The sequence below is a fragment of the Enterococcus canis NBRC 100695 genome, from assembly GCF_001544375.1.
Lineage (GTDB): Bacteria > Bacillota > Bacilli > Lactobacillales > Enterococcaceae > Enterococcus_H > Enterococcus_H canis.
Window position 1 is genome coordinate 1 of record NZ_BCQJ01000012.1, and the last position, 13,949, is coordinate 13,949.

Consider the following 13,949-nt stretch of genomic DNA (forward strand, 5'->3'; position numbering starts at 1 on the left):
TGGAATCTCTGGTACCTCAATCTCTACTGCGTCCCCTGGTTTTCCTGGATATTCTTCTGATGGATAGCCTTCAATTGGATCGCCATTTTCATCAACTGGTGTCACCGTAATCGTGCTGCTTGGTTCTACTTCACGGTACACATAGTTGACTTCAATTGGATCATACCCAACTGTCCCTGTCGCATTGCTTGGGACTTCTACCAATTCATACGTCTTGCCATCTTTTTCAATTGTTTCTGGTCCCGTTGTTTCGTATTCTGTTTCAACGCGTTGGGTTTTCTCACTTCCTGCTTGAAGCTCGTTCCCCTCTTCGTCCTGATACGTTACTTTGATTTCTGTTACTTTCACGTAGGTTACTGGGACTTCTGTATCTTCCTCTGGGTATTCCGTCGGAATGTCTTCGTCTGGCGTTTCACGTTCATATCCTGGAATCTCTGGTACCTCAATCTCTACTGGCTCCCCTGGTTTTCCTGGATATTCTTCTGATGGATAGCCTTCAATTGGATCGCCATTTTCATCAACTGGTGTCACCGTAATAGTAACTTCATTCGATGGTAATATTCCAGCATTTAAAAACTGTGATTGAACGGATTCAGAAAGTTCAAATTCAACAAAATCTCCATCTTGTACATTGTTTCCTACTAAGGGATAATTTAAAGGACGAGGCATAGTAAATGTCTCATTTTCACCAATCACAAATTGAACTTGATAACGCCCAAAATCAAGATTTCCAAAATAGTATTCTCCATTTTGATCAGTGTTTACTTCATATAAGATTTCAAAACTATTTTTTTCATTATTGAATTTTTTTAATATTACTTTGTATTCTTCTAAAGGGTTATCCAAGGATCCCATGTAAATGCCATTTAAATCGCCATCTAGAAAAACTTTTCCCCCAACAAATGGGTTCACAACATTCACGACATTATTTGTGGATTCGACCATATCCATACTTGTAGTCGTTCGAGTTCCCATAGAGTTATAGACAGTATTTCCAATACGAAGAATATCAGCCGTCGGTACGTAGGCATCGTATTCAAAAAATACGGATGTTTCTGCCGCTAATATAGTTCCTTCTTGAGAAGTTATTTTAATTTTTCTTGCAGATGAAAATCCTAAAACTGACATTTCTGCTTCAGTGAGCCATTCTGATTTTAAATCATCTGAGTAAGTTGTTCCTTGTTCTTCTATAGAATACAAGACTTCATATCCTTCTGGTGCACGAACAGGCCCTAATAATTGCACTGGAAACTCACTGTTTCTAGAATCATTTTGATCATTTAACGTGTGATCACCTTGATACGGAAGGATATTTAATGACTCTGTAAAGGGATAATCTACTTTTGTTGTGTTGTCAATATATAGCCGATAAGTAATGTTTGAATTAGGAATAGTATTTGTTTGTTCTAAAAAGGGAGCTAATTCATCAGAAGTCCTCTTCGATTTCACATAATTAACCAATGCTTCAGCTTGTCGAAGATTAATAGTTTGAGTCTCGTGATACACTAATTCCTCTGTATTTTGATTTCCATTTATATCTAATTCATCTGGAACCCCAGGCTGAGGATCTTGGGGAAAATAAGGTTCTGTTGTACCATCGGGATATTTATCCTGACTTCCCCAAATAAAGTAGGACTCTATTTCATTTAGCCCTGCCTGAGATCCATAATTGGCAAATAGATTAAAATAGGCACTTAGGTTCTTTTCTCGGAATGTAACATCTTCATATAAGAAAAAGTACGCCGTTTTTCCAGTTTCTTTATAGTTTTCGACCACTCGAGAGGGACGTTGATTGACAATTGGGTCAATAAATCTCAGTCTAACGTCTCTAACTTCTATACCTGGAGGAGCTAAAACCACATATCCCGTGGTCCCTTCTACTAATTCTGGTTTATCATTTCCCGAACCATTTTGGCGTTCTAAAGCTATATCAACTGTATGGTTATATGAAAAGCTATTACCTATGAACAAATTATTATTAGTTATGTTACTTCCATAATTATGAAATGAAACCTGTTCGGGTAAAGTAAAAGAAACATCATTTACATATGTGGTTGTTGGTGATCCTCCCAGATTTTCATATTTACTGTCTATATCGACAGTTGATGATACCCCAAAGTTAGTAGTACTACGACTCGATGATTCAGCCGCATCCTCTTTTAACATCTGAATTTTTGATTCATCTAAATCAAAAACTAAGAATAAGTTTATAGCCTCAGTACCTGTATTTAAAATATTAACTTGCTCATCAAAAACTAGTTTATACTTTTGAAACGGTCCTGCCTTTTTTATAGTTTCAAAATGATTTCTATCAGTTGTATTTTTAATATTCTCAATTATTAATGTCTCATTTCCCTCAAAATCAATACCAATCAGCTGATTATTTCCTAATTTATTTATATCTTCAAGTGTGAAGGCATCTTCGCCTATTAATAACTGATACCCAGATATGCTCGAAGGGACACCTTCTATACTTGGATCCGAAAAGTCTAAACTCACACTCTTCAAGCCCAAAGTCTCCGTTTTTTCTTCAACTGCATCATTAGAATAACTTACTTGCGTTGAGGTTACTATGGAGGCTTGATTTACATCAGAATTAAGAATAAATTTGTTACGATATAAGCTACCATCTTGAAGATACCCCCACCACATCGTATCATGAAATAGATTTGGAGACCCCACATTTGTTAAAGTTACAGGTAAAACATTAGACGTACCTTCATACATCAGGGTTCTAGAATTATCTTCTTCTAAATAGCTAATAGAAAAACTAATAGGAATATTCTCATCAAAAACAGCACCAGGCAAAACTAAATCTAATGGAAATATGAAAGCTGTTCCGGAAACATTACCATCTAGCTCCTCAGGCGTAAATATCCATTCCCCATTATTATCTTTAATTGTTACATCTCCAGCTGGAAATCCATGCTCTACTGGTCTAAACGTATAATCCTCGTTTGGAAGATGAACATTTACGATGAGATTTCTATTCTCAATCCCTAAGGAACCTCTTACATCATTAAGTTCGCCTCCTATAAAGTATCGTTCGGCATTTAAATAAAATCTTTTGGGAGTACTATCGGCTTTTCCAGCTTCTACTTCATTTTCGCTATAGTGTATTTCAGGAAAATCCGGTTCGCTTTCTTTATACTCACTTAGTGTGTGGGCAACTAAAGAAAGCGTCGAATTAGTTATATCACTCTCATTGTTATCCATTAACTTAGCATCAATAATAATTGGATCATTATTTCTGTATCCATAATTTTTTGTTTTTACTGTGAATGGAATCGATACTTCTTGCCCAGGAGCTAGCTGATTCAAAGTAATTCTAATTAAAACTACATCTTGAAGGTGTTCTACACTTTTTGATTTAATTTGTGAAACACCTTCATTCGGCCAATCACTTACCTGTATCATTTCAAACTTATCGGTCGGAAAACGATATTCAATCACCGGGTCTGGATAACTAGTTTGTTGTTCTTCCGTTTGTGTGTACCGAACTGTTGTCTTTAGATTCAATTTTTCTCCACTAAGAAAATCAGTGTACGAGTTTGAAAAATAAGCAGATCCCGGCATTGTCTTATCATATACTGTTTCAATAGTGATAGCTTCAGTTGAAGATTCCGCATCCCTCTCAAACTTCACACTTTTGTTTTTTTCTTTGGAAGCTTCCACATTCTTATCGTGAGATTCATCACTATCGTCTATAACCGTCTTACCTTCGTCTTCAACAGGTGGATCTTGATTTGTTTCTATAGGTATATCCTCAGTAGAGATTTCTTCACTTTGTTCTAATTCTGATTGCTCCGTGGATTCATCGCTGGTTACAACAGTACTTTCCTCAGTTAGTTCATTAGTACTTTCAGAATCCATGGTATCAGGAATACTGCTTTGCGTTGTAGCAATAATATCTTGTTCTTGTCCAAAAACTACCCCAATTGGCGTAAGCGAATTCATAACAAGTACCATTGACAGCAGTATTGATGCCATCTTTTTCATTTACTCATCTCCTCATTGTTGAATATTTTCAATATGTGTTGGTAGCTTTTTTGATAATAAGTAGTTTTCAAACTTAAAATTGGTATGATATATTTCCCGATCCTCCAAATATTTATAGGTATCTTCATAGACAATCTCCCTAAGATTATTTAATCCAGCGATATCTGCCTGTTCCATATTCATCCCAAATAGTAGACAAACTTGTAAATATGCATCCGAAAAATTCAATTCTCCAATCATTTCCTCAAAATTGTTCGAACTAATTTTTTTTACTAATTCTAGCGTATATACTCTTTTTTCATTAAATAGACTTCTTAATTCCGAAAAGAAATAATTCTGAATTGTTGATGTTTTTTCTTTCCCTTCATCCTCTGAGAGGATAAGCTCATCAAATGAATAGTTCCATAAAAAACTCATTTTTCCTTTCCTCCTTCTTCTCATTTTGAAATTCACTTTTCTTAATTCCTCCCTCCATGAAGCCATGATACTAGTGTTCATTTCATAACCAGGGTTATACTTCAAGTATAGCTTTCTATTTAAAGTTTCAATAAATTTGAAAATTAATCAAAAAAAAAGTAATTTATCGAAAAAACGACAAATTACTTTTCAAATATTTGATTAAGCTAAACTTTTACAACCGAAATAGGTATTAGATATTTTAATAGCTCGTTTCCCCCAATTAGTAGCATTTTTATATTGTTTCTTCTTTTCATAAATTTGTATCATCATTTTACAGATATCGACCCCTTGAAAAGGATTATTCGCAACGTTGCCTTCATCCAAAAAATAATCTTCGCTTAGTGCTAAACATCTAGCGTGTTGTTTATTATGAAAGTTTAACATAAACTCATAAAACAGTTGATTTGGGTGCTTTCTCTTCTTCGTTGTCCTTTGTTCTATTTTTGAAATGAGGTTAATTGCTTTATCACATTTGCCTTGCTCTATCAGTACAGTCGCAAAAGTATATATGTAAGGCTCTATTTCTTTTGTAAAATGCGGATTCGCTATGTTGACCGAAATATCTTCTAAAATTTCTTCCTTATTTATAGTACTTGATGTAGTATACGAAAATAATAGGATTTTCGAGATACATTGTCTGATAAACCCTTCGCTATCTGTTGTATAGATAGTTTTCGATACAATTTTTTCAAGAAAATGAGTTGCTTCATTAGTAAAACCATAATAGAGCATACATTGCCCATACAGATAATTCCACATATCTATAAAATAATCTTTGTGACTAACACTGTGAACTAAATCTCTTTTTTCTGGTAACTCTTTTAATAATTGTGATCTCATCCCTGTTTCCCATTGAAAAAGTAACATAAGTATCGAGAGGTAGGCCCTATTTTCACTACTTTTATTGTTTTCTATCGCTATTTGACAAATTTCAATTGCCTGAAAAATTTCTCGATTGAAATTAGCCGAGATTATTTCATAAATATAGATAGCTTCCTTTACTGACTCACTACATGCTTCTTTTTCCAAAATTTGATCTAAAAACCGAATAACTTTCTTATCTTCAAAAATCTCAGGTTTAACAATGGAACCTAATAGTTCAAGAATAAAGTATGCGTCTATAGACAGCTCTTTCCTTAATAATTTTTCACGTACATGTTCAAATTGCACATAGTCTCCTCTATATAAGGCTTGAAAGCTCTCTTGTAATTCTTTAATAGTCTGTGGACTATCTTGTTCTACAAAATTGATTTTCATACTATATCTTGCTTCAAGAGACAAAAGAAGCTCAATACTTGGACAACGTCTGCCTTTTTCAATATTTGATAAATGTGCTACGCTGATGTGCTCACTATCAGCAAATTTTTTCATATCATATCCCACAACTAATCTCTTAAATTTTATCAATATTCCTATCATTTTGTCCCCACTTTCTTAATCACAGTCTAATAATTTCATATTTCTTAATAATAGTAAAGATTTTTGATAAATTTTATCTTCTTTTATGTTTGACTATGGATAGATTGGCAATACAGTAAATTAGTTCGAGAAATAAAGAATACATAATTAAGTTTGAAAACAAAAAGACTGCACGAAAATGATTTCTCATATTTCGTGCAGTCACAATTAGTTTTCTTGTCCCTTGCGCTTTGATCTTCACAGAATTCTGCCGCTATTATCGTGCTTCTTCTACTTAGTTAATTAAGCCGTTTTTCTAAAGAATGTATGTTTCTTAGTATTAACAAAGGTTTCTATCCAACCCGTATAAAAGATTGCATTTTCTAAAGCGAACTTTCAAAATGTATTCAATATTCATTTACGAAAAAAGACGTCATGTAAATTATCAACATCATTCTTACATCGGCGCTAAATTAAAAATTACCTTGTCGCCTTCTTTTAAGATGACTTCTTTGGCACCTGTCATCACTTCTTTGTCATTGATGGTGTAGGTCCAATATTTTTTCGCTGTATCATCTTGCGCATGACCGTCAATGCTGGTGATAAAACCATCTTGGTCTTTAATGTCAAAACTGTTGGACATCACAGTGAATAGGTTATCGCCCTCTTTAAAATCCACTTCTTTAGTGCTGATTTCTTTTCCGTCTTCCTGCAAAATAACCGTTGCGTGCTGTGCTGCTACGCTTTGTTGCGAGGTTTCCGCAGTAGAGGATGCGCTGGAAGCATCCGTTCCGCCAGTACCACCACAGGCAGATAATACTAAGACACTTGCTAAGACCAGTGACCATTGTCCAATTTTTTTCATCCTTCATTCCTCCCTTTTCCTCTATTTAATCACACTTGTAAATGCTATTGAACTAAGAATTCCATGGGCATTCTCTATGCTCTCTCATCTAACACAAAAAAGGAGTAGCACGACCTACTCCTTTTTGCTCGGCTAAATGTTCCGCTAGCCTGATTTTATTCGACTTTATCTGTGTCTTCCTTGGTGATTAACAAATTCGCAATCTCACTGTCATCAGGATTCAAAAAGATGACTTGGATCTTTGCCTCAGGAAACAGAGGAGTGATAGCATCCATCGTCGGCTTAAGGCCCTTTACTAGCGTGGGGCGCATCGCCTCAACATCAACGGCAAAATCCGATTTTTCCGCCAATGTATACGTGTAGATAATGGTCATATCTTTGCCTTCTGTGATGGAAATATCTGAGTACATATCTCCCATTTGTTCTTTAATCGATGCGGTTTGCGATTGAGCCGCTTCCACCATTAATGAAAAGTTACTACTATTACCCTGGCTATCAGTTGACTCCGCTGTTGCTAGTGCACTAGATTCCGATGAGACTGCTACGGTTGTAGAAGACGATTCGACAAGTGACGCCTCTGTTGTACTGGTACTTGAAGATGCTGTCGGCGACTCTTTGGTACAAGCCGTCAACGCCAACAAACCCATTGTGATAATTGGTAACACCCATTTCTTTTTCATTATATCCTCCTTTGCTTTGCTTTGCTTACTCCAACCCAACTTTGTTCAATCACTAAATTCTTTTTGTTCTTGCTTTCCCTATTTGTTTCACTGCTAGCAAGTTTGTGACATCATACACTTGTTATTGTATCATGCCGTCTTCACTCATCTTTTTCTATTTTTTCGCTTTATCGTCTATTTTTTGACACTGACACTGCACAAAAAAGCCCTCCATCCAAGATGAAGGGCAGCGGCACTGCGGTCAGCTACTTTTTAGATAACTGTTGATAACGGCGGTACCAGATATCGATGTACTCGTCAGAGAATGGGCCTTTTCCATTATTGATCCAATCGACTAATATCTTCACATTTTCTTTAAGGATAAAATCAATGTCGCCGGAGTAATGCATTTGTTTGCGGTGCATTTCATACTCGTCCACATCCAAGAGCCGTTTTTCGCCATCAGGAAAGACTTTGATATCGAGATCATAGTCGATGTACTTTAAGGCTTCTTCATCCAAAAGATAGGGTGAAGCTAAATTGCAATAATAGGAAACCCCCTTTTCTCTAATCATAGCGATCACGTTGAACCAATACTTTTTGTGAAAATAGACAATAGCAGGTTCCCGCGTGACCCATCTGCGGCCGTCAGATTCCGTCACAAGAGTGTGATCGTTGACGCCAATGATGGAATATTCGCTCGTTTTTAATACCATAGTATCTCGCCAGACTCGATGCAGATTGCCGTCATGTTTGTAACTTTGGATGGTGACGAACTCACCTTCTCGTGGCACACGCATCATAACCCAACTTTCTCGACTGTGTCGTCATGTGTTTGGGTGTATTTACACCGAACTCGAATTCATTATAGCATATCTTCTCCTATTGCAAACTGTTTCCACTTCAATTTTCGAATTCTTCTTATGCCTCACAAGCTCACCATACTACAAACATTAATTGATTCAAAACACTAGATTGTAACTTTGTTTTATCGTGTAAAAGTTTGTCCTAATTTTAATCAAATAAATGTTCTTGTTTAATAACGTCTAGCATTTTTAACTGTGGCTTTGGTAACGGATAATCACGAATATCTGCTAATGAGATCCAGCGTTGATTTTCGGCTAACGTTACCTTCAAGGCATGACCATGAAAGACTAATAAGTGCCATTTGAGGTGGCTAAAGACATGCGTTGCTTCACCAATCGTACGTTTTTGCCAAACTACCGGCCAATCGCCAATGACTAGCTCATCCTCCGCCACTAAATCTAAGGGACCCTCACTAGGTTGCCAGGTTTGTTGATAATGGCGGTATTCGCTTTCGGTCACCTCTACTAAAGGAAACGTCCAGAAGTTTGCCAATAAGCCCGTAGCTGGACGTTGTTCTAGCAGCAACTTACCATCTTTTTCAATCACTAATGCCAAATAATAGACAGGCTTAGGTTTGGCTTTTTTACTCTTCACAGGATACTGAGTTTGGGTACCGTGATGCGCACTTTGGCAAAAGGCTTGGAGTGGACATGCCGAACACTGTGGTGAGGTTGGCGTACAAATAGCAGAACCTAAATCCATCAAGGCTTGATTAAACTCCCCTGGTTGCTGGGGATCGATGATTGTTCGCATTGCCTCGTCAAAAATCTTTCGACTAGCAGGCTTGGCGATATCTGCGTCGATTTCAAAAAGACGGCTCAGCACCCGCATGACGTTGCCATCAATAGCTGGCTCCGGCAAATTATAGGCGATACTGGCAATCGCACCCGCTGTATAGGGACCGATACCCTTCAGCGATTGAATCTCTGCTAAGGTTTGCGGCATTTTCCCATCAAACTCAGTCATGATTTGTTGGGCGGCGGCTTTTAGGTTACGAGCGCGGGAATAATAGCCCAAGCCTTCCCAAACCTTTAAGAGCTTGTCCTCCGGTGCCTCTGCTAATGCTTCAATAGTAGGAAATGTCTCCATAAAGCGGTAAAAATAGCCAATCACGGTATCGACACGGGTTTGCTGCAACATAATTTCCGAAATCCAAATTCGGTAAGGGTCTTGATTCTCCCGCCATGGTAATAGGCGATGTTCTTGCTGATACCAGTCTAAAAATATTTTGCGAAAACGCGCGATCTTTCCTTCTGACCAGTCTTCCCAACTATTCGTCATCTGCTACTTCCTTTGCTTGTAAAAATGATTCGATTAAATCTAAGCTAAAGCCCTTTTGATATAAACTTTGTTTGACCTTCATGCGGCGTTTAGCAGTAGGTAGTTTGCGGTTTCGTTCCCACAAACGATCCCCTAGCTTTTCCAATGCCTGCTGCTCTTGGTCTTCATCCGGATCATTTTGCAAGGTCGCCATCGCCTCATCTATGATTTCCTTACTGAAGCCCTTTTGCATCAGCCCTAGCCGAACCTTTTGTAAACTTTCGCGCCAGCTTTTATTGTGCTGTCGCTTCAACAGCTTGGCTGCTGCGTTACTAGCATTTGCCAGTTGATTGTCCCCACTATATTCTGCTAAAGCGGACTCGATTACTGGCAAAGTGACCCCTTTTTTCACCAGCTGTTGCTGGATTTGTCCCGGACCACGTTCGCTGGTGCGCATTTGCGTCCGCACAAAGCTTTTGGCGAATATTTCATCATCTACTAATTGTAATTCCTTTAGACGCTGAATAATCTTAGGAATATCCCTTCCTTCAATCTCATGGTCTCTAAGATACGTCCGCAATTCCTTTTCCGTACGTAATTGGTAGCTTAGCCACCGATAAGCCAGCTGCAAACCGGTATCAAAGGAACTAGCTTTTTTGATGGTTTGTAATTCGGTTTCCGTCAGCTCCATCCCTTTTAGCAGACGAAAACGGACCAACACATCTTCGGAGACCGTCAACTGCTGGTCGGTGTCTAAATCAACAATATACTGACCGCGCGCGGCGGTGATTTTTAAAATTTTCATGCTATCCTCTCCTATGGGAACATACATTCCCACTATACCATAAGAAACCGACTGTCACCAATCTGTGATTTATGCTAAAATGAAGCCACAAATCTAACATGGAGTTGTCCTTATGCCTAAAGTAAAAATCGGTCAACAACTGACCTTAAAAATTAAACGATTAGGGATCAATGGGGAAGGTATCGGTTATTTTCAGCGACTGATTACCTTTGTACCGGGTGCTTTGCCTGGCGAGACCGTCAATGCCCGCGTTGAGAAAGCCACCGAAAAATTCGCGGAAGCGTCAATTGTCCGTATTGTGAAAAAAAGCCCTGACCGGGTGGTGCCACCTTGTCCGGTATATGACCGTTGCGGTGGCTGCCAGCTGCAGCACTTAAATTATCAAAGCCAATTAGACTTCAAAAAAGACCTATTAAAGCAAGCTCTAGCCAAGTTTAAACCGGCCGGCTGGGAAAGCTGGGAATTGCGCAACACCTTAGGCATGGATGACCCTTGGCACTACCGCAATAAAGCCCAATTTCAACTGCGCCAGCAGGGCGACACGATTGAGGCGGGACTTTACGAAACCAACTCTCACACCCTCGTCCCTCTAAAAGATTGTATCGTGCAACAGCCTGTGACCACCACCGTTATGAACGCAACAGTGGCACTGCTGAATAAATATCGCTTGCCTGTTTATGATGAGCGAACCAACAGTGGTATCTTGCGAACGGTGATGGTGCGCATGGGAATCAAAACGGGTGAAGTCCAAGTTGTCTTGATTACTCGGACACCGAAACTGCCTCAGAAAAATGCCTTGATTCGCGAAATGATTGAGCAAATGCCAGAAGTCGTTTCCATCATGCAAAATGTACAGCCGAAAAAAACCTCGCTTGTTATGGGGGATGAAACCCTGCATCTCTGGGGTAAAGAAAGTATCGAGGAAGAAATTCAAGGCGTTCAATTTGACCTATCACCACGCGCGTTCTTCCAGTTGAATCCGCAACAAACCGAAATTCTTTATGCGGAAGCTCGCAAAGCGCTGGACCCACAAAAAGAAGAGGTGCTGATTGATGCCTACTGCGGCGTCGGCACGATTGGCCTTAGTATGGCACAACAAGTCAAAGAGATTCGCGGCATGGACACAATCCCGCAAGCCATTGATGATGCCCATCGTAACGCAGCTCGCCTCGGAGTAACCAATGCCCATTATGAAGTGGGGACTGCAGAATCCTTATTGCCGAAATGGTTTAAAGAAGGCGTTGAGCCAGATAGTTTGATTGTTGACCCGCCCCGGACAGGGCTAGACCACCAGCTTTTACAAGCTATCGTCAAACAACCGCCACGTAAAATGGTCTATATTTCCTGCAACGTCTCCACGTTAGCTCGGGATCTCGTTAAACTAACGAAGGTTTATGGTGTCCATTATCTGCAGTCAGTCGATATGTTTCCACAAACGGCACGCTGTGAAGTCGTCGTGAAATTAACACGCAAATAATAAATTAAGGACCTGTGACCAATAGCTGTCACAGGTCCTTTTTTGGCATGGCCGCCAGGCATCATTAATCGAGCCAGCCTAAATAAGAAGCCTTTTTGAAAATGACATTGCTCGTTACTGATTTTCAAGATTGGACTGCTTGATGGGCGGCTGCTACGCCAAGTCAGGACTACTCGTTACAATGACATTTTAAAATCTCTTCCTTGCGCAGATTATTGTAAATACGGTAAAAGTCTTCCCGGTCGAATCGTCGCAGCTCCTTAATCATTCGCTGTGCTTGCTGACAGAAAAAAGGCGAAGCGACATTGTAGAGTTTTAATTTTTCGGTAGCCATCTCAAATGTATGCTTTTGACTATCGAAAAACGGATGAAACAATAGATAGATTTGGGCGGCTCGTGAATAGCTTTTCGCAACAGTCCGCCAATCGCGCCCTGTTTTTAAACGTTGCTGTCCCATATAGACATCGCCTACTTTACCACTGCCTGCCTTGATTGCGGTGATATGGGTGATTTTCATAGCATTGACCCAAGTTTGGCTGACGTTACGACTAGCTCCTTCAGTGGGAATCCAGGCGCTTTTCAAGCAAGGGCAAACCATTTTATGCCAGCCTGTCTCCCCACCGGAAACCTGTTCACGAAAAGCCCGACAATATAATTTATAAGATAAATGCTGTTCCCGTTCGAACAGCTCCGTTACTAATTCCTTTGTCGAACGGCTAGAAAGCACTAATTCCCGCTCTTTTACCATCACCGTCATCTTTTTTCCGGTTGCCATGGTGATTTGAAACAACCAACAAACCTCAGCTGATAACCGTGGCTCGGTTAAATAGTGTTGATGGATCTGGTAGCCTGGAAAAATTTCCCGCAATAACTCTATCGTCATTTTCCCTTCATAACTAGCCAAACTGCCCATATCAAATACTGTTGCCTCCCCCAATAATTCTGTCATCGCACCACATCCTTACATCTTTTCTTTCATTTTACAGAATTTTCTAACAAATGGAAGACGCAAATCTTCAAATAACAGTACAAACTTTTACATATTGAAACAACTTTGACTTGTTTTCAACTTTTTTCATTTCTCTAAACTGATGGACGACGGCCGTCAATGACTCATGGAGGAATAAACAATGACAAACGATGAAAAAATGCAACTTTTAGCTGAACAACCTAGATTATGCCCCGGCGTCCTGAAACGGATCGGCATCTCACCACAAAGCCCTGACTATGAAGATTACCTGCAAATCGCCCGCGAAGCCTTTTTAGGCGTTTGCGATACGTACCGTGGAACCCTTGAACAGCTGCCCCGCAGTTTTTATGGCTATGCCTTTAAAAAAATGGAATGGACGGTGCGCGACGCTTTGCGGAAAAATCAATTTCCTTATGAATATCTAACTGATGAAGTATTTGAGGTGGGTGTTGAGCTGGCGTTGGATTTGGACTTAGCCGTTCAAGAGCAGCTGCGCCAGATTCTCCCACTCCTGACACCAGATGAACGCGTCCTGCTTTTGGATCTATTACTACATGACTTGACCTATACAGAATTGGCCCGCAAATACCAAGTATCGCGTAAAACCCTCTATGCTCGGCGTAACCGTATCGGACTAAAATTTGCAAAACTTTTCGGAAAAGGGTAACACTTTTCTGCTGGTTTTCGTTATTACTAATGTAAGGCGCACTTACAACAACCATTTAGGAGGAATGACAATGGAACAACTAGAGAACACGTATGTCGAAGTCGATTTATTGGAGGCAGGTAAGGAAGAACCGACTAAGCAAACCATGAAAAATATCAAAGCACATCCTAGTAATGAAGCCTTGATCAGTATGGGTAAAATCTTTGGGGCCCTGGCACCACAAGATGTGACTTTTGACTCTGTTGTAAAAATCGAAGAAACTCGCATTACTGAATAGGAGGAACCTTGATGAAAAAACTAAAAATGACATTTATGAATGCTGCGAACAAAAAACACACGTTGACACCAACACTGGCTGATCCCAATCTAAGTGCTGAGGTGGTACGTGAAAACATGACCGCTTTGACAGCCTTAGGAATTTTTGAAAAAGACAGCATCGCACAATTTCAAACAGTTGATAGTGCTAAATATGTTGAAACCATCACCACTGAATTGTTCTAAGCTTTACGAGCTAGCCCCTGCG

General features: G+C 39.4%; 13 protein-coding genes. 4 read left to right on the forward strand and 9 right to left on the reverse strand.

Features of this window, described 5'->3' with window-relative positions:
- The 8 genes from ECA01S_RS12345 to recX form a co-directional block, all read right to left on the reverse strand.
- On the reverse strand, positions 1 to 3,999 hold a 3,999-nt coding region (locus ECA01S_RS12345), incomplete at its 3' end, for a MucBP domain-containing protein (RefSeq protein ID WP_169792780.1).
- A 12-nt stretch (positions 4,000 to 4,011) separates the two neighbouring features.
- Positions 4,012 to 4,416: a hypothetical protein gene (locus ECA01S_RS12350; protein WP_067396042.1), complete on the reverse strand. Its 405-nt coding sequence runs from the start codon at positions 4,414 to 4,416 to the stop codon at positions 4,012 to 4,014.
- A 201-nt stretch (positions 4,417 to 4,617) separates the two neighbouring features.
- Complete coding sequence (locus ECA01S_RS12355; RefSeq protein ID WP_067396045.1) at positions 4,618 to 5,877, reverse strand: helix-turn-helix domain-containing protein; 1,260 nt, start codon at positions 5,875 to 5,877, stop codon at positions 4,618 to 4,620.
- Positions 5,878 to 6,313: 436 nt separating this feature from the next.
- On the reverse strand, positions 6,314 to 6,721 hold the full coding sequence (locus tag ECA01S_RS12360) for a DUF4430 domain-containing protein (protein ID WP_067396048.1): 408 nt from the start codon (positions 6,719 to 6,721) through the stop codon (positions 6,314 to 6,316).
- Positions 6,722 to 6,876: 155 nt separating this feature from the next.
- Positions 6,877 to 7,401 carry a hypothetical protein gene (locus ECA01S_RS12365; protein ID WP_067396051.1) on the reverse strand — a complete coding sequence of 175 codons (525 nt, stop codon included), beginning with the start codon at positions 7,399 to 7,401 and terminating at the stop codon, positions 6,877 to 6,879.
- Between the two features lie 245 nt (positions 7,402 to 7,646).
- Positions 7,647 to 8,180, reverse strand: coding sequence for a nucleoside tri-diphosphate phosphatase (ntdP, locus tag ECA01S_RS12370; protein WP_067396180.1), 534 nt, complete (start codon positions 8,178 to 8,180; stop codon positions 7,647 to 7,649).
- Positions 8,181 to 8,394: 214 nt separating this feature from the next.
- Positions 8,395 to 9,528, reverse strand: a complete 1,134-nt coding sequence (gene mutY / locus ECA01S_RS12375; RefSeq protein WP_067396055.1) for an A/G-specific adenine glycosylase — start codon at positions 9,526 to 9,528, stop codon at positions 8,395 to 8,397.
- Positions 9,518 to 10,312 (reverse strand): recombination regulator RecX, encoded by a 795-nt coding sequence (gene recX / locus ECA01S_RS12380; protein ID WP_067396058.1) that lies wholly within the window; start codon positions 10,310 to 10,312, stop codon positions 9,518 to 9,520. Before recX ends, mutY begins: the two co-directional genes overlap by 11 nt.
- A gap of 112 nt (positions 10,313 to 10,424) precedes the next feature.
- Between recX and rlmD the strand changes: the two genes are divergently transcribed.
- On the forward strand, positions 10,425 to 11,789 hold the full coding sequence (rlmD, locus tag ECA01S_RS12385) for a 23S rRNA (uracil(1939)-C(5))-methyltransferase RlmD (protein ID WP_067396061.1): 1,365 nt from the start codon (positions 10,425 to 10,427) through the stop codon (positions 11,787 to 11,789).
- Between the two features lie 169 nt (positions 11,790 to 11,958).
- On the opposite strand, the gene ECA01S_RS12390 is transcribed toward rlmD, so the two are convergent.
- Positions 11,959 to 12,738, reverse strand: a complete 780-nt coding sequence (locus ECA01S_RS12390; protein WP_067396062.1) for a hypothetical protein — start codon at positions 12,736 to 12,738, stop codon at positions 11,959 to 11,961.
- A 181-nt stretch (positions 12,739 to 12,919) separates the two neighbouring features.
- On the opposite strand from ECA01S_RS12390, the gene ECA01S_RS12395 reads away from it, so the two are divergent.
- From ECA01S_RS12395 to ECA01S_RS12405, 3 genes are all read left to right on the forward strand, one after another.
- A complete protein-coding gene (locus ECA01S_RS12395; RefSeq protein WP_067396065.1) occupies positions 12,920 to 13,426 on the forward strand; it encodes a sigma-70 family RNA polymerase sigma factor in 507 nt (168 codons plus the stop codon).
- A 70-nt stretch (positions 13,427 to 13,496) separates the two neighbouring features.
- Positions 13,497 to 13,703: a hypothetical protein gene (locus ECA01S_RS12400; RefSeq protein WP_067396068.1), complete on the forward strand. Its 207-nt coding sequence runs from the start codon at positions 13,497 to 13,499 to the stop codon at positions 13,701 to 13,703.
- 11 nt (positions 13,704 to 13,714) lie between these two features.
- Positions 13,715 to 13,927 carry a DUF2922 domain-containing protein gene (locus tag ECA01S_RS12405; protein ID WP_067396070.1) on the forward strand — a complete coding sequence of 71 codons (213 nt, stop codon included), beginning with the start codon at positions 13,715 to 13,717 and terminating at the stop codon, positions 13,925 to 13,927.
- Positions 13,928 to 13,949 lie beyond the last annotated feature (22 nt).

Excerpts from the sequence above, each read along its gene's own strand:
- ECA01S_RS12350 (WP_067396042.1), bottom strand. The coding sequence starts at position 4,416 with ATGAGTTTTTTATGGAACTATTCATTTGATGAGCTTATCCTCTCAGAG.
- ECA01S_RS12395 (WP_067396065.1), top strand. The coding sequence starts at position 12,920 with ATGACAAACGATGAAAAAATGCAACTTTTAGCTGAACAACCTAGATTA.
- mutY (WP_067396055.1), bottom strand. The coding sequence starts at position 9,528 with ATGACGAATAGTTGGGAAGACTGGTCAGAAGGAAAGATCGCGCGTTTT.
- rlmD (WP_067396061.1), top strand. The coding sequence starts at position 10,425 with ATGCCTAAAGTAAAAATCGGTCAACAACTGACCTTAAAAATTAAACGA.
- ECA01S_RS12405 (WP_067396070.1), top strand. The coding sequence starts at position 13,715 with ATGAAAAAACTAAAAATGACATTTATGAATGCTGCGAACAAAAAACAC.
- ECA01S_RS12390 (WP_067396062.1), bottom strand. The coding sequence starts at position 12,738 with ATGACAGAATTATTGGGGGAGGCAACAGTATTTGATATGGGCAGTTTG.
- ntdP (WP_067396180.1), bottom strand. The coding sequence starts at position 8,180 with ATGCGTGTGCCACGAGAAGGTGAGTTCGTCACCATCCAAAGTTACAAA.
- ECA01S_RS12355 (WP_067396045.1), bottom strand. The coding sequence starts at position 5,877 with ATGATAGGAATATTGATAAAATTTAAGAGATTAGTTGTGGGATATGAT.
- ECA01S_RS12360 (WP_067396048.1), bottom strand. The coding sequence starts at position 6,721 with ATGAAAAAAATTGGACAATGGTCACTGGTCTTAGCAAGTGTCTTAGTA.
- ECA01S_RS12400 (WP_067396068.1), top strand. The coding sequence starts at position 13,497 with ATGGAACAACTAGAGAACACGTATGTCGAAGTCGATTTATTGGAGGCA.
- recX (WP_067396058.1), bottom strand. The coding sequence starts at position 10,312 with ATGAAAATTTTAAAAATCACCGCCGCGCGCGGTCAGTATATTGTTGAT.
- ECA01S_RS12365 (WP_067396051.1), bottom strand. The coding sequence starts at position 7,401 with ATGAAAAAGAAATGGGTGTTACCAATTATCACAATGGGTTTGTTGGCG.